The 19331-nt window shown below is 62.9% G+C and carries 20 protein-coding genes and 1 riboswitch; of the genes, 14 read left to right on the top strand and 6 right to left on the bottom strand.

All coding sequences use genetic code 11. The annotated features are described in order from the left end of the window. The first annotated feature begins 1 nt into the window (after position 1). Together X742_RS155030 and ugpC are read left to right on the top strand one after the other, a co-directional pair. The gene (locus tag X742_RS155030; RefSeq protein WP_031247939.1) at positions 2-1666 is read left to right on the top strand and encodes an alpha-glucosidase; all 1665 of its coding nucleotides are present in this window, start codon (positions 2-4) and stop codon (positions 1664-1666) included. A 216-nt stretch (positions 1667-1882) separates the two neighbouring features. Then, complete coding sequence (gene ugpC / locus X742_RS155035) at positions 1883-2995, top strand: sn-glycerol-3-phosphate ABC transporter ATP-binding protein UgpC (protein WP_023772360.1); 1113 nt, start codon at positions 1883-1885, stop codon at positions 2993-2995. A 78-nt stretch (positions 2996-3073) separates the two neighbouring features. On the opposite strand, the gene X742_RS155040 is transcribed toward ugpC, so the two are convergent. The 3 genes from X742_RS155040 to X742_RS155050 form a co-directional block, all read right to left on the bottom strand. Then, positions 3074-3322 carry a DUF680 domain-containing protein gene (locus tag X742_RS155040; RefSeq protein WP_023772359.1) on the bottom strand — a complete coding sequence of 83 codons (249 nt, stop codon included), beginning with the start codon at positions 3320-3322 and terminating at the stop codon, positions 3074-3076. A 70-nt stretch (positions 3323-3392) separates the two neighbouring features. Beyond that, positions 3393-3599 carry a DUF680 domain-containing protein gene (locus X742_RS155045; RefSeq protein WP_023772358.1) on the bottom strand — a complete coding sequence of 69 codons (207 nt, stop codon included), beginning with the start codon at positions 3597-3599 and terminating at the stop codon, positions 3393-3395. Between the two features lie 68 nt (positions 3600-3667). Continuing rightward, positions 3668-3868 (bottom strand): DUF680 domain-containing protein, encoded by a 201-nt coding sequence (locus X742_RS155050; RefSeq protein WP_023772357.1) that lies wholly within the window; start codon positions 3866-3868, stop codon positions 3668-3670. A 493-nt stretch (positions 3869-4361) separates the two neighbouring features. Continuing rightward, positions 4362-4564, top strand: a riboswitch (cobalamin riboswitch). 112 nt (positions 4565-4676) lie between these two features. Here X742_RS155050 and X742_RS155055 point away from each other — a divergent pair. The 7 genes from X742_RS155055 to X742_RS155085 all read left to right on the top strand — a co-directional run bounded on the left by X742_RS155055 (position 4677) and on the right by X742_RS155085 (position 11666). Continuing rightward, the gene (locus X742_RS155055) at positions 4677-5924 is read left to right on the top strand and encodes an aromatic ring-hydroxylating dioxygenase subunit alpha (RefSeq protein ID WP_023772356.1); all 1248 of its coding nucleotides are present in this window, start codon (positions 4677-4679) and stop codon (positions 5922-5924) included. Between the two features lie 77 nt (positions 5925-6001). Next, complete coding sequence (locus X742_RS155060) at positions 6002-7102, top strand: hybrid-cluster NAD(P)-dependent oxidoreductase (protein ID WP_023772355.1); 1101 nt, start codon at positions 6002-6004, stop codon at positions 7100-7102. Positions 7103-7243: 141 nt separating this feature from the next. Continuing rightward, positions 7244-7675, top strand: coding sequence for a PqqD family peptide modification chaperone (locus tag X742_RS155065; RefSeq protein WP_023772354.1), 432 nt, complete (start codon positions 7244-7246; stop codon positions 7673-7675). A gap of 32 nt (positions 7676-7707) precedes the next feature. Next, positions 7708-8754, top strand: coding sequence for a hypothetical protein (locus tag X742_RS155070; RefSeq protein WP_023772353.1), 1047 nt, complete (start codon positions 7708-7710; stop codon positions 8752-8754). Beyond that, positions 8751-9503, top strand: a complete 753-nt coding sequence (locus tag X742_RS155075; RefSeq protein WP_023772352.1) for a glycosyltransferase family A protein — start codon at positions 8751-8753, stop codon at positions 9501-9503. The genes X742_RS155070 and X742_RS155075 overlap by 4 nt, the downstream gene beginning before the upstream one ends. Before the next feature lies 1 nt (position 9504). Further along, positions 9505-10182: a glycosyltransferase family A protein gene (locus X742_RS155080; protein ID WP_023772351.1), complete on the top strand. Its 678-nt coding sequence runs from the start codon at positions 9505-9507 to the stop codon at positions 10180-10182. Next, on the top strand, positions 10182-11666 hold the full coding sequence (locus tag X742_RS155085) for a nucleotidyltransferase family protein (protein ID WP_023772350.1): 1485 nt from the start codon (positions 10182-10184) through the stop codon (positions 11664-11666). Before X742_RS155080 ends, X742_RS155085 begins: the two co-directional genes overlap by 1 nt. A gap of 59 nt (positions 11667-11725) precedes the next feature. On the opposite strand, the gene X742_RS155090 is transcribed toward X742_RS155085, so the two are convergent. The 3 genes from X742_RS155090 to X742_RS155100 all read right to left on the bottom strand — a co-directional run bounded on the left by X742_RS155090 (position 11726) and on the right by X742_RS155100 (position 14962). After that, the gene (locus X742_RS155090) at positions 11726-12355 is read right to left on the bottom strand and encodes an alpha-ketoglutarate-dependent dioxygenase AlkB (protein WP_023772349.1); all 630 of its coding nucleotides are present in this window, start codon (positions 12353-12355) and stop codon (positions 11726-11728) included. A 473-nt stretch (positions 12356-12828) separates the two neighbouring features. Next, positions 12829-13266 carry an alternative ribosome rescue aminoacyl-tRNA hydrolase ArfB gene (gene arfB, locus X742_RS155095; protein WP_023772347.1) on the bottom strand — a complete coding sequence of 146 codons (438 nt, stop codon included), beginning with the start codon at positions 13264-13266 and terminating at the stop codon, positions 12829-12831. 85 nt (positions 13267-13351) lie between these two features. Beyond that, positions 13352-14962, bottom strand: coding sequence for a phosphoenolpyruvate carboxykinase (locus X742_RS155100; protein WP_023772346.1), 1611 nt, complete (start codon positions 14960-14962; stop codon positions 13352-13354). A 343-nt stretch (positions 14963-15305) separates the two neighbouring features. Between X742_RS155100 and X742_RS155105 the strand changes: the two genes are divergently transcribed. The 5 genes from X742_RS155105 (at position 15306) to X742_RS155125 (ending at position 19205) form a co-directional block, all read left to right on the top strand. Then, positions 15306-16007 (top strand): response regulator transcription factor, encoded by a 702-nt coding sequence (locus X742_RS155105; RefSeq protein ID WP_010912942.1) that lies wholly within the window; start codon positions 15306-15308, stop codon positions 16005-16007. Positions 16008-16090: 83 nt separating this feature from the next. Further along, a complete protein-coding gene (locus X742_RS155110; protein ID WP_023772345.1) occupies positions 16091-17875 on the top strand; it encodes a sensor histidine kinase in 1785 nt (594 codons plus the stop codon). Positions 17876-17899: 24 nt separating this feature from the next. Further along, a complete protein-coding gene (locus tag X742_RS155115; RefSeq protein WP_023772344.1) occupies positions 17900-18346 on the top strand; it encodes an HPr kinase in 447 nt (148 codons plus the stop codon). Positions 18347-18510: 164 nt separating this feature from the next. Then, positions 18511-18912 carry a PTS sugar transporter subunit IIA gene (locus X742_RS155120; protein WP_010912939.1) on the top strand — a complete coding sequence of 134 codons (402 nt, stop codon included), beginning with the start codon at positions 18511-18513 and terminating at the stop codon, positions 18910-18912. Continuing rightward, on the top strand, positions 18909-19205 hold the full coding sequence (locus X742_RS155125) for an HPr family phosphocarrier protein (RefSeq protein WP_015314359.1): 297 nt from the start codon (positions 18909-18911) through the stop codon (positions 19203-19205). The genes X742_RS155120 and X742_RS155125 overlap by 4 nt, the downstream gene beginning before the upstream one ends. The last annotated feature ends 126 nt before the right edge of the window (positions 19206-19331 follow it).

The raw sequence follows: 19331 nt of genomic DNA, 5'->3' as shown, positions 1-19331 counted from the left end.
CATGCAATCGGCTTTGAAGGCGACTTCGAAACCAGACCCCGCCATCGACCGCGACTGGTGGCGAGGCGCGGTGATCTACCAGATCTATCCACGCAGCTATCAGGATTCCAATGGCGATGGCATCGGCGACCTCAAGGGCATCATCGGCAGGCTGCCCTACATTGCCGCGCTTGGCGCGGATGCCATCTGGATCTCGCCTTTCTTCAAATCGCCAATGAAGGATTTCGGCTATGACGTCTCGGATTATTGTGACGTCGACCCGATGTTCGGCACGCTGGCGGATTTCGATGCACTGACGGCGGAGGCGCACCGACTGGGCCTCAAGGTGATGATCGACGAGGTGCTGTCGCATACCGCCGATATCCACCCCTGGTTCAAGGAAAGCCGCTCGAGCCGCACCAATTCTAAGGCCGACTGGTATGTCTGGGCGGATGCAAGACCCGATGGCACGCCGCCCAACAACTGGCTGTCGATCTTTGGCGGCTCGGCCTGGCAATGGGACACCAGCCGCCAGCAGTACTACCTGCACAATTTCCTGGCCGAGCAGCCGGACCTCAACTTCCATAACCGCCAGGTCCAGGACGCGCTGCTCGACGTCACCCGCTTCTGGCTGGAGCGCGACGTCGACGGCTTTCGCCTCGACACCATCAATTTTTACTTCCACAGCCAGGGGCTGGAAAACAACCCGCCGCTGCCGCCGGAACAGCGCAACGACCAGACCGCACCGGCGGTCAATCCCTACAACTACCAGGACCATATCTACGACAAGAGCCGACCGGAAAACCTCGCCTTCCTCGAGCGCTTCCGGGCGCTGCTCGACGAGTACCCGGCTACCGCGGCGGTCGGCGAAGTCGGCGATTCGCAACGCGGGCTGGACGTGGTCGCCGCCTATACCGCCGGCGGCAAGCGCGTGCATATGTGCTATTCTTTCGACTTCCTGGCCCCGGAAAAGATCAGTGCCGCCAAGGTCCGCTCGGTGCTGGAAGCTTTTGGCCGGGTGGCCAGCGACGGCTGGTCGTGCTGGGCGTTTTCCAACCATGACGTGATGCGACCGGCCTCGCGCTGGGCCGCCAACGAGGCCGACCCGTCGGCCTATCTCAAGGTCATCTCGGCATTGCTGATGTCGCTGCGCGGTTCGGTCTGCATCTACCAGGGCGAAGAACTCGGCCTCGGCGAGGCCGATCTGCGCTTCGAGGATCTGCAGGATCCCTACGGGATCCGTTTCTGGCCTGAATTCAAGGGCCGCGACGGCTGCCGCACGCCCATGGTGTGGGATGGCAGTGCCAGGAATGGCGGCTTCTCCCAGGCAAAACCCTGGCTGCCGGTGCCGGCCGCGCATCTGCGGCAGGCGGTCAACGTGCAGCAAGGCGACGAAACCTCCCTGCTTGAACATTACCGGCGCTTTCTTGCCTTCCGCCGCGCCAATCCGGCGCTAGCCAAGGGGGACATCGCCTTCATCGAAAGCCAGGGCGACACGGTCGCCTTCACCCGCCGGTCGGGTAATGAGGAGATCGTCTGCGTCTTCAATCTGGGCGCAAGGCCCGCGAAGGTTGACCTCGGCAACCGAACCCTGCAACCTTTGCCGGGACACGGGTTCTCCGGGCAGGCGAGCACCGGGTCGGTCGAACTCGGCGGCTATGGCGCCTGGTTCGGACGAATAGGCTGAAACATCCGAGGAATCACTGGAGGAAACCAATGGCCGATGTCAATTTGAGACAAGTGAAGAAGNCTCAAGAGAGATATCGGGCATCCGAACCCTGCAACCTTTGCCGGGACACGGGTTCTCCGGGCAGGCGAGCACCGGGTCGGTCGAACTCGGCGGCTATGGCGCCTGGTTCGGACGCATAGGCTGAAACATCCGAGGAATCACTGGAGGAAACCAATGGCCGATGTCAATTTGAGACAAGTGAAGAAGTCCTATGGCAATCTCAACATTCTCCACGGCATCGACCTCGACATCAAATCGGGCGAGTTCATCGTCTTCGTCGGCCCGTCGGGCTGCGGCAAGTCGACCTTGCTGCGCTCGATCGCGGGGCTCGAGGAAATCACGTCGGGTGAACTCAAGATCGACGGCCAGGTGGTCAACGACGTGCCACCCTCGAAGCGCGGCATCGCCATGGTGTTCCAGTCCTATGCGCTCTACCCGCACATGACCGTCTACGACAACATGGCCTTCTCGATGAAGATCGGTAAGGAAAGCAAGGCCGAGATCGACAAAAGGGTTCGGCAAGCCGCCGAGATCCTGCAGCTGACCAAATATCTGGACCGTCTGCCCAAGGCGATGTCGGGCGGCCAGCGGCAGCGCGTCGCCATCGGCCGCGCCATCGTGCGCAATCCGAAGGTGTTCCTGTTCGACGAACCGCTGTCGAACCTTGACGCCGCATTGCGCGTCGCCACCCGCATCGAGATCGCCAAGCTCAAGGAATCGATGCCCAACACGACCATGATCTACGTCACGCACGACCAAGTCGAGGCGATGACGCTGGCCGACCGGATCGTCGTGCTGAAGGACGGGCACATCGAGCAGGTCGGCACGCCCATGGAACTTTACAAGAACCCGGGCAACCTCTTCGTCGCCCAGTTCATCGGCTCGCCGGCCATGAACATCCTGCCGGCGACGGTCGACAAGACGGGCAACCCGACCATCGTCAGCCATGTCGGCGGCCGAAAGGCGACGGTGCCGATCGCGACACCTGCTTCGGCAAAGGGAGCGGCGGTCAGCTTCGGCGTACGGCCGGAAGATCTCGCGATCGCCAGCGGTGCGGATTATCTGTTCGAGGGGAGCGTCGATTATCTCGAACAGCTTGGCGAGGTCCAGCTGGTCTATGTCGATATCGGCCGGGCCGACCTGCCGCTGGTGACCAAGCTGCCGGGCAATGTCGAGGTCAAGCGCGGCTCGACGCTGCGGCTGACCGCCAATGCCGGCGACCTCCATATCTTCGATGCGGAGGGTCGCTCCTTTGCCCTCCACGAAGCGGAAGCAAAGGCGGCCTGAAGACGGCCGTTCCGGTAACGCAAAAAACAAAAGCAGCGGCGGGCATGGCCCGCCGCTCTTTTTGTCTGCACAGGCTGGTTAGTTGTTGCCGAAGAGATTGCGATCGGCACCCTGATGGGCCGGCTTCTGCACGTCGCCAGACGAATTGAGCAGCTTGTAGACCGGCGAATCGCTGTTGCGGATCGCACCCGTATGCGACGTATCGACATTGACAGTCGACGAAGCAGTGGGCTGGTTGGCGCCGTTGGAGCCATAGTTGTCGCTGCCGGCGAAAGCGCTGCCGGAGACGGCCAGAACGGCGGCGGCGGCAATGAGGATCTTGTTCATTTTAGGTAACTCCTGAATTTTGGAAGTCCCGCGGACCGGCGGGCAAAAGCCCACCGGCCGTGGGAGGCCATTAATGGCCGAAGAGGTTGCGGTCGCTGCCCTGCTGGACAGGCGCCGAGGTGGCCGGAGCCGACTTGCCGATCGACGCGGTGTTTGGATTGTCGGTGGAGGCAGCAGCAGCCTGGTTGGCGCCGTTGGAGCCATAGTTGTCGCTGCCGGCGAAAGCGCTGCCTGAGAGAGCCAGAACGGCGGCGGCAGCAAAGAGGATCTTGTTCATTTTAATACTCCTGAATTGTAGGGTCCACCGGCGCGGCAGGTTCACCCGCCGCGTGCCGGGGATGGTTATTAATTGTTGCCGAAGAGGTTGTGGTCGGCGCCCGTCACAGGCGTCTGGGCAGCCGGCTCCGACTTCTTGGTCGAAGCGGTGTAGGAACTGTCGACAGTGGCCGCGGGGGTCGCGGCGTTCGAACCATAATGGTCGCTACTAGCGAAGGCGCTGCCGGAAATCGCCAGAAGGGCGGCGGCAGTGAGAATGATCTTTTTCATTTTTGTACTCCAGTATTTTTCCCGTCCGTCTAGCGGCGTGTCTTGGATTAAATCGCGTCGTTCGGACCGCCCCGATGTGGGAGAGCCCCCTTGCCGTTTCCAATCACGAAGTTGTTCAGCGTGGACCATGACTCTGCTACTTGAAATTGTACCAACGCCTTCTACATGTCTTATTTTTCTGTTCGATATCAAGTAGTTGACTAAGATGACGACCCGATCACCAACTGTGTCGGAGGGCTGGGCGTTCACACCGTCCTGCACGCACCGTCAACAGAAACGAACCGTTCGGTTCGATTTTAGACTGTGCTAATAGTCACTTTTCGAAACCGTTAACCCTTTTCCGGCCGGCTGAGGGTCGAAAACGGTGCCCGCGCGCGCCTGGCGAGAAGAGGCGATTCCCCCCGCGGCAACCATGCCGGGACGATCCCGCATGCGTGTCGCGCCGCATGGATGCGATGTCGCTTTCGTGCCGATGTCGCAAACCCTGTCGTGATTAGATCAAGCCATCTCAGGTGCCGCTGCGTGACGACGGAGCGGAGAATTGGGAAGCCGGTCAGATTCCGGCGCTGCCCCCGCAACGGTGGTGGAGTTCAAGTCGCAACGGGAGACCACTGGGCGAAAGCCTGGGAAGGTGTCGCGATGGTCCGCCAGGACAACTCCAGAGCCCGGAAACCAGCCCGAGATCGCTAGAACTCGACTGATCGCGGTGGGCGGTCAAGGGGCGGATGGTGTTGTCCGGCTTTCGCCGGCTTGCGCCCAGTCCTTCCTCCATCACCACCAGTTCAGTCCTTGAAAATGAGGACAGGACATGGACGCGCGCAACGACATGCTGAGGCTTTTGAACGGCCGCAGACAGGGCCTTTCGCTGGAACAGCCCTTCTATACCGACCCGGACTACTTCAAGCTGGACATGGAGCTGATCTGGTATCGCGACTGGCTGTTCATCGGCCATGATTGCGAGTTGCCCAAGCCGGGCAGCTTCATCACCGTGCAGATCGGCGATTATCCGGTCGTGCTGGTGCGCGATCAGCAGGGCAAGATCAACGCCTTCCACAATTCCTGCCGCCATCGCGGCAGCCGCGTCTGCAACACCGACAAGGGCATGGCCGCCAAGCTGGTGTGTCCCTATCACCAGTGGACCTACGAACTCGACGGCCGGCTGCTGTTCGCCCGCCAGATGGCCGATGGGTTCGACAAGAGCCTGTTCGGGCTCAAGCCGGTCGCCTGCGAAAGCGTCGCCGGCTATGTCTTCATCTGCCTGGCCAAGGAGCCCGCCGACTTCGCGCCGATGCGGGCGATGATCGAGCCCTATCTCCAGCCGCACCGGCTGAGCGAGGCCAAGATCGCCTTCGAGAGCACGATCATCGAGAAGGGCAACTGGAAGCTGGTCTGGGAAAACAACCGCGAATGCTACCATTGCGCGGGCAACCATCCTGAGCTGTGCAAGACCTTCCCGGAAGCGCCGACCGTGACTGGCGTGCAAGGCGCCGACAACGACCCGGAGATGCTGGCCCACTGGGCGAAGTGCGAAGCTGTTGGCCTGCCCAGCAAGTTTCGGATCGACCCGACCGGACAATACCGCGCCACCCGCGCGCCGCTGCTGCGCGATGCCCAGAGCTACACGATGACCGGCAAGCGGGCGGTGAAGAGGAACCTGTCCGACAGCGTCTCGGCCGACCGGATCGGCACGCTAATGCACTACCACTACCCGACAACCTGGAACCATATCCTCGTGGATCATGCGGTGACGTTCCGCGTGCTGCCGGTCAGCGCCACGGAAACAGCGGTGACGACCAAATGGCTGGTCCACAAGGATGCGGTGGAAGGCGTCGACTATGATCTGCCCGAACTCACCCATGTCTGGACCGAGACCAACGACCAGGACCGCCGCATCGTCGAGGAAAACGCCTTCGGCATCCTGTCGCCGGCCTACGAGCCCGGTCCCTATTCGGAGCTGCACGAGGGCGGCGTCATCCAGTTCGTCGACTGGTACGCGCGCTTTATCGGCCCACGGCTTTCCGAAGACGGCCGGCCCGCTCTGCGCAGTGTCGCCTAGCGCATTTCGCCCAAACCGTGCAGCGGTTTTGGGATCACGACATGCGCAAAATGAAAAGGTATGCAGGGATGAACGCCATGACTGATCTTGGCCTCTATCGCCATCTCGACCAGATGGCGCCGTGGAACGACAGGCTGCAGGTGCTGGAAGTGATCGGCGTCAGCGACGAGGCGCCCGACGTCAAGACCTTCACCTTCCGCTCGGACAACCAGACCTGGTTCCGCTACAAGCCGGGCCAGTTCGTGACGCTGGAATTGCCGACACCGGACGGCCCGCTGATGCGCACCTACACGCTGTCATCATCGCCGTCGCGACCATTCTCGATCGCGGTGACGGTGAAGGCGCAGGCGGGCAGCGTCGGCACACGCTGGATGTTCGATCACCTGACGCCCGGCTCGCACGTCAAGGCCTATGGACCGGGCGGCGACTTTTCGCTGCACAGCCACCCGGCGGCGAAATACCTGTTCATCTCGGCCGGTTCGGGCGTGACGCCGATGATGTCGATGCTGCGCTGGCTGAATGACTGCGCGCCATGGACCGATGTCGGATTCGTCAATTGCGCGCGGCGCCCTGAAGAGATCATCTTTCGCAAGGAACTCGAACTGCTCGGCGGCCATATGCCGGGCCTGTCGCTCGGCTTCATGATCGAGGAGCGGTCGAGCCGCGAGGGCTGGTACGGCCATATGGGCCGCATCGACGCCATCCGGCTGCCGCTCCTGGCGCCCGATTTCCGCGAACGCGAAATCTTCTGCTGCGGCCCCGATCCCTTCATGCGCGCCGTGCGCGGCATGCTGGAGGCCGCCGGGTTCGACATGGCAAAGTACCATCAGGAGAGCTTTGCCGCGCCGGCGGTGGAGGAAATCCCGGCGCCGTTTGCCTCGCCGGCTGAAGACGGCGGGGCGATTTGCGTCGAAGCCGCGACGCCGATCCGCTTCGCGCTTTCGGATGTCGACGCCGATTGTGTCGCCGGCCAGACCGTGCTGCAGACGGCGCGCGCCTCGGGCGTGCGAATACCGGCTGCCTGCGAATTCGGCCTGTGCGGAACTTGCAAGGTGAAGAAAGTCTCCGGCAGCGTCGAGATGAGCCACAATGGCGGCATCCTCGATCATGAGATCGATGATGGCTTCATCCTGGCCTGTTGTTCCAAGCCATTGTCGCCGCTTGAAATCGAGGCTTGATCCGCCCCGCTTTCGACTGATCCCGGAAATGGTCCCGCGTTGCCGGCAAAGGTTACCTTGCCAAGGAAGACCTGAAAGTTTACAGGCGTTGTCGGTGGAAGCGGTCCTGCTGGCGGGCAGGAAATGCAGGACGGGGCAACAATGACGCATGATTCCCACGCCTATGCGGTAGCGAGCCGGGATATCGTTTTCGAATCTTTCGATGGCGAGGCCGTGGTGCTCAATCTTGCCAATGGCAAATATTTCGGCTTTTCCGATTCCGGCAGCAAGGTGTGGCAGGCGCTTTCATCCGGCGCGGACGCCCAGGCCCTGGTCGGACTGAGCGCCGGCGGCTCGACAATAGGCCNGGCCGAACTCGAACACTTCATATCGCAATTGCTCGAATTGGGTTTGCTGGTGCGCTTGGACGCGGCGGCGCGGCCTTTGCCGGGCGATTTGCCTGCCGAGCTTGCCGCCACGAACGAGCCGCTCAATGTGAGCATTCACGACGACCTCGCCGACCTGATCGTCGTTGATCCCATCCACGAGGTCGAGGAGCCTCTCGGCTGGCCGGCGGTCAAGCAGGCTTCCTGACGGGGAGGCCGCAGCGTGATGGAAGGCGATTGATGCCGCGCGTCACGCTCGAAACCTTGCCGGATTACGCCCGGTATCTCATCGCCGCCGCTGAAGGCGCGGCCGCGTGCTATCCGACCATGCGAAAGGTTCGCCTGCCGTGGCTTGAACTGTCCGCGCATCTCGGTCACGGCGTGCTTGCCGATGCATTGGACCATGCTTTTGTCGAGGCCGGGCATGATCAGCCGGCACCGTCCACGGGTCGCATCTTCATCGCGCATCCCGGCATTGACGGCATCCCGGAGCCGGCGCACTGGGGCGATGCCCATTTCACCGAGCACGGTTTTGCCAAACAGCTCGCCGAAGCCGGTTTGCGCGGGCACCATTTCCACGACCTGGATTTCTGGCAAGTCTACGATCCGCACCGCCGCGTCGGCGTGCAGCTGATGGCCTCGGCCGATGCCTTTCCGCCCTGGGAGCCTGGAGCACCGCTGCGCGCCTTCCTGCACTGGGAATATGCCGCGCGCGGCATGCGGCTGACCCATGCCGGCACGCTCGGCATCGACGGCAAGGGTATTCTGCTTGCCGGCTCGGGCGGGGCCGGGAAATCCGGCACCGTCGTCGCCGGCCTGCTTAACGGGCTCGACAGTGTCGGCGACGACTATGTGCTGATCGATCTCACCGACGGCGTGACCGCGCGCCCCCTTTTTTCGACGTTGAAGCAGGACACGGAAGGTTTCGCTCGGCTGGGCCTGCGGCAGCGGCTGACGCAAGGCCCGCTGAACTGGCAAGGCAAGCACACGTTCCATATTCATGATGTCGCGCCTCGGCCGGTGCCCGCCATGCTGGACATCGTCGCGCTGGTGGTGCCACATATCAGCGGAGGCGGAGCAAGTTCGATTATGCCGATGTCGCGCAAGGATGCCATGATTGCCTTGGCGCCGTCCGGCATCGCCCAGATGCCGGGCGAGCGCGAAAGCGGCTTTCGCTTCTTCAGCGAATTGGCGCGCCACCTGCCGTGCTTCCGATTGTCCCTCGGCACCGACCCGGCAGAAATCGCTGGCACAATCGAGGATTTCCTGACACGAGGCGCCCGGTGAAGCTCAGCGTGATCATGCCTGTGTACAATCGCGAGCGCTATGTCGTCTCGGCGCTGCGCTCGCTCGTGCGGCAGCACGATGCCGCCGATCTCGACATCATCGTGATCGACGACGGCTCGACCGACGGGTCGGCGGAGGCCGTGCGTTCAATGAGGGCCGAGAACGCCTGCATTCGCCTTTTCCGGCAAGAGAACATGGGCGTGACGCGGGCCCGCAACGCTGGTCTCAGACTGCTCACGCCGGAAACCGAGCTCGTGTCGTTCCTCGATTCGGACGATGTCTCGCCCGCGGGACGATTCAAGGCCGATATTGCATGCTTTGACGCCGACCCCGCTCTGGAGCTTACCTATTCCCTGATGATGATGGTCGAACACATCGACGACGATCTGCTGGAACCCTGCCCCGGCAGCCATTGCATGACCGTGCGGGGAATTCATCTGTCGTCGGGCATTTTCTCGCGTAAGCTCATTGAACGGATCGGCGGCTTCGACGAGGCCTTCGGCCAGGCCGAAGACACCGACTACTTGCTGCGCACCTTTGAAAGCGGCCCCAGATTCGTCCTGCCGGATACCGTATCGCTTTACTACCGACGTCATCCCGGCAACATGACGAAGCAAGTCGACACATCCCTTCGGGAATTCTTGCGGGCCATCCACAAATCGATGAAACGGCGCAAGGCCGACCCTTCACTGCGCGGGATCGAAGGCATATTCGATGTAAAAGAACTCGCCAACTGGCGCTTCATGTAGCATGCGGAACTATGGCGTCGTCATACCGGCCTTCAACGCCAGCGGCACCATCGCCGAGACGCTGCGATCGGTCGCGGCGCAGACAGTGCGGCCCGAGCTGGTGGTGATCGTCGACGATGGATCCAACGACGATCTCGCGGCGGCGATCGGCGGAACGGACCTGCCGCTGCAATTGCTGCGCCAGGCAAATGCCGGACCTGGCAGCGCCACGACCAGGGGCATCGCCGCCTTGTCGACGCCGCTCATTGCGACGCTCGATGCCGACGATCTGTGGCTGCCGAGCAAGGTCGAAACACAGCTCGCGCATCTCGAAAGACATCCCGGAACGTCGGGCGTCTTCTGTCATTTGCGAAACTTCCGCAATGACCGGCCCGACGCTCCCGAGGACGCGATCGTACCCGGTTGGTCCCGGACCACGATGCTGATCCGGCGCGAGGTCGCCGAGACCGTCGGACCAGTCGTCGATCCGCCGGGCGGCCGCGGCGAAATGATCGACTGGATCGCGCGGGCACGCGAGGCGGGCCTTGCCCTCGACATGGTGGAAGAGGTGCTGGCGCTGCGTCGCATCAGGCCCGGCAGCCTGTCCTACGGGCGCGATGCCGCGCGCGACCGCGGCTATCTCGAAGTGGCGCGGCTCGCCATGCTGCGACGGGCCCGGAACAAGGCCGGCGCGGGCTGATGGCGGGCATCCGCCGCATCAGCCGACGTTTCCCGGACTATGGCTGGTCCTGGCCGACGGGCGGGCTCGACCAACTGCTCAAGGCCGCGCTTCTTGCCGATGAGGACGCGGCCGCCGGTTGCGCCTTGCAGTGGCTAAGCGCGAACGACATAGACCTCGTCTCCTTCAGGGAACATCGGCTGCTGGCCGCGATCTGCGACCGGTTCGGGCGGAAATTGGCCGGCCATTCCGCCTATCCGCGCCTTATCGGCCTGCAAAAGATGCTGTGGACCAAGTCGCGCATGGCGATGCGCGAGGCCGAACCGGCGCTGCAGGCGATGACGGATTCCGGCTGCCTGGTGATGCTGATCAAGGGTGCCAGCCGCATTGCCTTGAACGCCTCGGCGCAGCGTGGCCGGGTGGCGCACGACATCGACATATTGGTGCGGCCGCAGGATATATCGGCGGCGTTCGGCGTGCTGCGCGACCGCGACTGGCAGATCGCCACCGGGGTAAGCCCACAGTATCTGAGGACAAGACTGGCGTCGCTACGCTCGATGAATTTTTTCAAGGGCAGTTATGGCGATATCGACCTGCACCAGCTTGCCTATGACGGTTCGCAGCAAAGCGACGAGGATGACCAGGCGATCTGGCAGCGCGCGGCGGCGGCCGAATTCAGCGGTGTCGGCGTGCTGGTGCCGTCGCCTGCGGATCGCATCGCGCTCGCCATCGCGCATGGCGGGCTCGATGCCCACACCCACAGCGATTGGCTGGTCGATTGCGCGGTGGCCATTCGCGCCGGCGGCGTCGACTGGGACGTGTTCCTCGATGTCGTCGCCAGGCGTGGCCTTGCCGTTGCCGCGGCGGTGGCGCTTTCCTACCTTGCGCTCGATGTTGGCGTGACGGTGCCTGACAGGGTGCTGGCGCGCGTGCTGGTCATGGCCGACCGCACCGGCCTTGCACGCTGGTCGGCATTGCTGCAGGCCAAGCCGCGAACCGACTTCGGCAGGCTGACCTGGCTGTCGCGCGGCTTCGCCAAGCAGTTGCGGCTGAGACGCAAGAGCGGGCGGCTGCGGCAGGAGCCGCCCGCCAGGGCATGGCGCGGCAGAGCATGGCGCGGCAGGCAGGCACCTCGCGAACCGCTGGAAGGACAGTCGCCCCCGGCCTTCTCGCAGACCATACCGTGCCCCGCGACGGCAGGGGAGATGATGCTGGACATCACGATCAGGATCAGCGTCCCGCCGGTCCGGCGCCGCATCGAAATGGAGATCAATGTGGGCGACGACCACGTCGCGCGTCTGCGTGCGATGGCCATCAGCCGGTCTGGTGGAGAGCGGGTGCTGCGCTTTCGCGGCAAGGTTACGTTCGACGGCCGACAGCATGCCCTGACGCTGGAGGCGCGGCCGTCCCGGCAGTTCCGCCAATGGGACGATCAGGCGACGGTCGCCGCCTACGGCGCATTGCCCTTCCATCTGGTCTCGGCGATTTTTTCACCGCTGCGCTGAACTGAACTATCGCTGGTCGCCCAAAGGTCGGCGGCGCCGTGCGGGGCGCGAACCCTCGCCTATACGGCGCCCTTGTCGGGCTTCGTCACCCGCCGCAACGTCAGATTGATCCTGCCGCCGTTCTTGAGCAGCGCCGAGGTCGAAGGGTAGATGCGGTCGACGCCATGGAAGGCAAGACGGCCCTCGCCGCCAAGCACGACGACATCGCCGCTTTTGAGCCTGAACGATTTGGTGGCGCCATCGCGGGTTGTCTGGCCGACCCTGAACAGGCAATCGTCACCCAGCGAGACGGAGACGACCGGTGCTGAGAAATCGGCCTCGTCGCGATCCTGATGCAGGCCCATCTTGGCTTCCGGCGTGTAGAAATTGACCAGGCAGGCCTGCGGGGGATTGGGATAGCCCGACACCTGCCGCCACAGGTCGAGCAGACTGTCGGGGATAGGCGGCCACGGCTCTCCGGTCAGCGGATGCGTCGGCTGGTAGCGATAGCCGCGTTCCTTGTCGGTGACCCAGCCGAGCGGACCGCAATTGGTCATGCGCACGCTCATCTCCTTGCCGGTCCGAGGCATGGCCGGCACGAACAGCGGCGCCTGCTGGACAATGCTTCTCACCTCCTCGACCAGCGTCTCCTGGACGGCGCGCGACAGATGGGCCGGAATGTGACGGATGCCTTTGGGCAGAACGAGCATGGGTTGGCTCATGAGAATGGTTCGGAGCCTCAGCATGCCACCGCCAGACGAAAACGGCGACCCGAAAGCGGTGGTGGTTTTTACCAGGGAGGGCAGCGATGAATTCGTCTTGGCCAGATGGGCGGTTGACGAATAAAGATGACTAACATACCGACACGTCAAACACCGCCAAGAACGATGCCGCCGTCTATCTCGATGCCTCGGCCTCCTACGATCTCGGCGCCACCGACAAGAGGTAGGAAGGTGTCTCGGCCGCTTTCGCCGTCCGCGACATTGCCGACGACCGCGCGACGGTGTGCAACTCGGGTTATAGCTACAGGACCAGGGCCGCAACATCACGGCTTCGCTGAAGCGTCTCTGGTAAAGGCAACGCCAGCACCTTTCGGACGCGCGGCGTGTTGCCGACGGAAGGGAAACCTCACATCCGCAATGCAAAATTGAAAGTGGTTTTGCGGGCACGATTTGCGTGTTGCTTAGTCGTTCTCCACGCGACCGCGCAGCTTCTTGATCGTACCGCGCCCGGCCTTGCTCTTCAGCCGACGCTCGACCGCGCCTTTCGAGGGCCGTGTCTTCTTGCGCGGCGGCGGCGGCGGTTCGGCGGCCTTGGCGACCAGTGCCGTCAGCCTCGCCCGCGCATCGGCGCGGTTCTGCTCCTGCGTGCGAAAGCGTCCGGCCTCGATGATGATGACACCATCCTTGGTGGCGCGCTGGCCGGCAAATTTTATGGTCCGCTCGCGTACGCGGTCCGACAGGCCCTCGGCGTTCCGCGCGTCGAAGCGAAGCTGCACCGCCGTCGCCACCTTGTTGACGTTCTGGCCGCCGGGACCGGACGAGCGGATGAAATCCTCGTGCAGGTCGCCCGGGTGGATCACGGCTTCGCCAGATATGATGAGGTCGTCGTCGATCGGCATGCCGCAGTCATGGCGCGGCGAGCCGAAAAAGAAAAGGCCCGATCGAAACCCGGCCTCCTGCCTGGCCACAACGATGCCTTGACGATTACTCCGCAGCTTCCTGCATGCGGGGCGCTGCGCCCAGCACGACGGCGTCGACATGGCTTTCGAACTTCTCGAAGTTGACGGCGAACATGCCCACCAGCCTTGCCGCCTGCCGGTCATAGGCAGCCTTGTCCATCCAGGTGGAGCGCGGATCGAGGATGGCGCTATCGACACCAGGCGCCGCCACCGGCACCTCGAAGCCGAAATTGGCGTCGGTGCGGAAAGCGCCTGCCTGCAGCGAGCCGTCGAGGGCGGCGGCGAGCAAGGCGCGCGTCGCCTTGATCGGCATGCGCTTGCCGGTGCCATGGGCGCCGCCGGTCCAGCCGGTGTTGACCAGCCAGCAATCGGCGCCGTGGCGAGCAATGAGCTCGCGCAGAAGATTGCCGTATTCCGACGGATGGCGCGGCATGAACGGCGCGCCGAAACAGGTCGAGAAAGTCGCTTCCGGCTCGGTCACGCCCCTTTCCGTTCCGGCTACCTTGGCCGTGTAGCCGGAAAGGAAATGATACATCGCCTGCGCCGGCGTCAGCCGGGCGATCGGCGGCATCACGCCGAAAGCGTCGGCGGTCAGCATGATGATGTTCTTCGGGTGACTGGCGCGCCCGGTCTTCGAGGCATTGGGTATGAAGTCGAGCGGATAGGCGCAGCGTGTGTTTTCGGTGAGCCGGCCGTCATTGAAATCCGGCACGCCATCGGCGTCGAGTACGACGTTTTCCAGCACGGTGCCGAAGCGCTGCGTGGTGGCGAAGATCTCCGGCTCGGCTTCCGCCGACAGCTTGATCGTCTTGGCGTAGCAGCCGCCTTCGAAATTGAAGATGCCGTGCGGACCCCAGCCGTGCTCGTCATCGCCGATCAAGGTGCGGGACGGATCGGCCGACAGCGTGGTCTTGCCGGTTCCCGACAGGCCGAAGAAGATGGCGGCATCGCCGGCCGGTCCCTCATTGGCCGAGCAGTGCATCGGCATCACGCCTTTCTCCGGCAGGAGGTAGTTGAGCATGGTGAACACCGACTTCTTCATCTCGCCGGCATAGGAGGTGCCCCCGATCAGCACGATCTTGCGCGTCAGGTCGACGGCGATCACCGTCTCGGTGCGGCTCCCGTGACGGGCGGGATCGGCGCGGAAGGACGGCAGGTCGATGATCGTCATCCCAGGCACGAAGTGTTCGAGTTCGGCCGCCTCGGGACGGATGAGCAGGTTGCGGATGAACAAGGAGTGCCAGGCAAGTTCGGTGATCACCCTGGTGGGCAGCTTGAGCTCCGCGTCGGCACCGCCGACCAGATCCTGCACATAGAGGTCCTTGTCCGCGGCGTGAGCCTGGAAATCGGCGAGCAAGGCGTCGAACTGTGCGGGCGAGATCGCCTTGTTGTTGTCCCACCAGACTTGCGGCTCGGTGGCGGCGTCGCGGACGATGAACTTGTCCTTGGGCGAGCGACCAGTGTGCTGGCCGGTCTCGGCGAGCAGCGCGCCATTCGCGGTCAGCCGGGCTTCACCGCGCCGGATCGCTTCCTCGTAGAGCGCGGCCGCGCCGAAATTGTAGCGCACCGTCCCGGAGGTTTTCAGATCGATACGATCGATCGCGCAGGCAGGATTGCGTTTGCCGACTTCCGACATTGGTGACCCTTCTCAAGATTTGCCGCATCTTTGCCGGCGTATTTCCGGCACACCCACTAAGCAGGCTATGATGGTCAGAACCAGAAAAGCCAAATGATATCAAATCATTAATCGATTTAAATATTTTGAAAGTTGTTTAAATCGTTTATATATGCGAAAACTTTCACGGTTGCCCAAAGGGTTGCGAGGTTCGTTCGTCCAATCCGTGTCAAGGTCGGATTGTGGCCGGCGGCACCCCGCGCGTGACAGCGGTTACGGCCTATGCCACATTTTGTACCTAATTTGTCCTGCAAAAGCCCCTTCTCTACGACAGAAGGGACAGCCCATGAGGGAGCCGCTTGAAATGGCTACAATCGCGCTTGTCGATGACGACCGCAACATTCTGACGTCGGTGTCGATCGCCCTTGAATCCGAGGGGTATCGTGTCGAAACCTACACGGATGGTGCGTCCGCGCTGGAAGGCCTGGCCGCCAGGCCGCCGAATCTCGCCATCCTCGATATCAAGATGCCGCGCATGGACGGCATGGAGCTCCTGCGCCGGATGCGTCAGAAATCCGACTTGCCGGTGATCTTCCTGACCTCCAAGGACGACGAGATCGATGAATTGTTCGGTCTCAAGATGGGCGCCGACGATTTTATCCGCAAGCCGTTCTCGCAGCGCCTGCTGGTGGAGCGGGTGCGCGCCGTGCTGCGCCGTGCCAGTGCCCGCGAGGCCGCGGCAAAAGCGCCGAGCCAGCAGGCCCGCTCGCTCGAACGTGGCCAACTCGTCATGGACCAGGAACGCCATACCTGCACCTGGAAGGGCGAGCCGGTGACGCTTACCGTCACGGAGTTCTTGATCCTGCATTCGCTGGCGCAGCGTCCCGGCGTGGTAAAAAGCCGTGATGCTTTGATGGATTCGGCCTATGATGAGCAGGTCTATGTCGATGACCGCACGATCGACAGCCACATCAAGCGGCTGCGCAAGAAGTTCAAGGCTGTCGACGACGACTTCGAGATGATCGAAACCCTTTACGGAGTCGGATATCGGTTCCGCGAAGCGTAATTTGATGTATGTCGAGCGAAAGCGGTCCCTAGTCTGGGGCTGCGACATACTTCAAACCTGGGACTAGCGGGAGCTGCTATTCGATGGCAGTGGAAGCACAGCGAACAAGACCGGCGGGCGCCGCCAGGCGGCCGTCGCGCATCATGCCTTCCTTCGTGTCGAAAATCACCGTGCCGATGCGCCGCTTCCTCGGCCACCATATCTTTTCCAGCCTGACGCGGCGTATCCTTTTCCTCAATCTCGCCGGGCTGGCGGTGCTCGTCACCGGCATCCTCTATCTCAACACCTTCCGCGACGGGCTGATCGACGCGCGGGTCGAAAGCCTGATGACGCAAGGCGAAATCATCGCTGGCGCGATTGCGGCCTCGGCGACGGTCGAGACGGATTCGATCAGCATCGACCCGGAAAAACTGCTTGAGCTGCAGGCCGGCGAAAGCCTGGGGCCTGGCTCGGACCAACTCGACAATCTGGATTTTCCGATCAATCCAGAGCGCGTGGCGCCGGTGCTACGGCGGCTGATCTCGCCGACTCGCACCCGAGCCCGCATCTATGACCGCGACGCCAATTTGCTGCTCGATTCGCGCCATCTCTATTCGCGCGGTCAGATCCTGCGCTACGATCTGCCGCCGGTCGAGGAAGAGGAGCCCGACCTTGTCGAGCGCGTCCAGAAGTTCATCTTCGACTTCTTCCGCAACACCGACCTGCCGGTCTATCACGAACAGCCCGGCGGCAACGGCGCCGCCTTCCCGGAAGTGGTCAAGGCGTTGACGGGCAGTCCGTCGACCATTGTGCGCGTCTCGGAACAGGGCGAGCAGATCGTCTCGGTGGCGGTGCCAATCCAGCGTTTTCGCGCCGTGCTCGGTGTGCTGATGCTGTCGACCGAAGGCGGCGATATCGACAAGATCGTCGCCGCCGAACGCAAGGCGATCCTGCGCGTCTTCGGCATCGCGGCGCTCGTCACAGCCATCCTGTCGATGCTTTTGGCATCCACCATAGCCAACCCGCTGCGCCGGCTGTCGGCGGCGGCCGTACGGGTTCGTCGCGGCGTCAAGAGCCGCGAGGAAATCCCCGACTTTTCCGACCGCCAGGACGAGATCGGCAATCTGTCGATTGCCGTGCGCGACATGACCAACGCGCTCTATGCGCGCATCGAGGCGATAGAAAGCTTCGCGGCCGATGTCTCGCATGAATTGAAGAACCCGCTGACGTCGTTGCGCAGTGCTGTCGAAACATTGCCGCTGGCGAAGAATGACACCTCCCGTGCGCGCCTGATGGAGATCATCCAGCATGACGTGAAACGGCTGGACCGCCTCATCACCGACATTTCCGACGCCTCGCGCCTCGACGCGGAATTGGCGCGCGAAGATGCCGGCACCGTCGACCTGAAGAAGTTCGTCACCGACCTTGTCGCTGTTTCGCGTGAAACCACGCGCAACAAGAAGGCGGTCGAGATCGAGCTCAAGGTCGCCAAGCTGCCGCAGGGCGCCAAGGGCTATGTCGTCGTCGGTCACGATCTGCGCATCGGCCAGGTCATCACTAATCTGATCGAAAACGCTCGTTCCTTCGTTCCCGAGGACCATGGCCAAATCAGTCTGTCGCTGGCGCGCGCCGGCAAGTTCAACATCCTGACCGTCGACGACAACGGTCCTGGCATCCGCGCCGACGCCATCGACCGCATCTTCGAACGTTTTTACACCGACCGGCCCGCCGGCGAGGCGTTCGGCCAGAATTCCGGCCTTGGCCTGTCCATCTCCAGGCAGATCGTCGAGGCCCATGGCGGTACGTTGACCGCCGAAAACATACCAGGCATCAAGCCCGGCGAGATCAAGGGCGCACGCTTCGTGGTGACGCTCCCGGCCGAGGGATGACCGCCAATCGCCAAGGATCGCGACGTGCAGCCTGACAACATACACGCCACGGCGCTGCTGATCGGCGAGAGCGGCATTCTCATCAGCGGCTCATCCGGGTCGGGCAAGACAACGCTGGCCCTGACGCTGATCAGCCATTGCCTGCAGCGCGGATTGTTCTCGCGGCTCGTCGGCGACGATCAGCTTTTCGTCGAAGCCCACGCCGGGCGGCTGGTGTGCCGTGCGCCCGCCACCATCGAGGGCCTTGCCGAGGTGCCGGGACATGGGCCACGGTCCCTGCCGTTCGAACCGGCCTGCGTCGTCGATCTGCATGTGCGCCTGTTGCCGGCCGGCGAAATCGCACGCTTCCAGGAGGATGCAAGCGACGACATCGCCGGCTGCGCGGTGGCGCGCATCGATTTGGCAGAGCGCAATGTCGCGGCCGCCTCGCTCGCAGTGATGGCGCGGCTGTCGATCCCGCCTTTTCTATGATCCGCGCTGGGTTTTTTGCTGCAATGCGTCAAAATGGCGTGGGCCGGCGCAATTTTGGGCTTGTCAACGGGCCGCGCGTCGACAAGATAGCGCTCCCGCCGCCTGGATTGGCTGGCGAGCATAAAATGCGCCTGTGAAGCGGCGATGACGGGAGCCACCAAAGAATGATCGGACTCGTGCTTGTAACGCACGGTCAACTGGCCACCGAGTTCAGACATGCCGTCGAACATGTCGTCGGGCCACAAGACAATTTCGAAACCGTGGCGATCGGTGCCGACGACGATATGGAGCAGCGTCGCCGCGACATCGTCGACGCCGTCGCCCGTGTCGATACGGGGGCGGGTGTGATCGTGTTGACCGACATGTTCGGCGGCACGCCCTCCAACCTTGCCATATCGGTAATGGAGTCCGGCCGCACCGAGGTGATCGCCGGCATGAACCTGCCGATGCTGATCAAACTGTCGTCGATCCGCAAGGGCGACAACATGGCGGCCGCGCTCGATGAAGCGCAAGCCGCGGGCCGCAAATATATCAACGTCGCCAGCCAGCTTTTGAGCAGCAAATGAGTACGCTGTCGCCTGACAAGGACCAGATCGTCAGGGAGTTTCCGATCGTCAACCAGCGCGGCCTGCATGCGCGCGCCTCGGCGAAATTCGTCCAGCTTGCCAGCGGTTTCAACGCTTCGGTCCATGTCGAGAAGGACGGCGTCAAGGTCGGCGGCACTTCGATCATGGGCCTGATGATGCTGGCGGCCAGCCCTGGATACTCGATCCGCGTCACCGCCAGCGGTCCGGAGGCGCTCGAGGTCATGGACGCGCTGGAGCAGCTCGTCGCCTCCCGTTTCGGCGAGGAGTGCTGACCAGGAAGTCAGCCTCCGAGACATGCACGAATAAAGATTTCTTTATATCCCATTGTCGTGCGAAGCCCGATCTGCTAGTCAGGCCGGCAATTCGCGCCCTTCGACGCGCCGACCGGCGCGGGTGCA

It is taken from the genome of Mesorhizobium sp. LNHC229A00 (assembly GCF_000502415.1).
In the GTDB taxonomy this organism is placed as follows: Bacteria; Pseudomonadota; Alphaproteobacteria; order Rhizobiales; family Rhizobiaceae; genus Mesorhizobium.
This window is presented reverse-complemented; position numbering and strand designations above follow the sequence as displayed.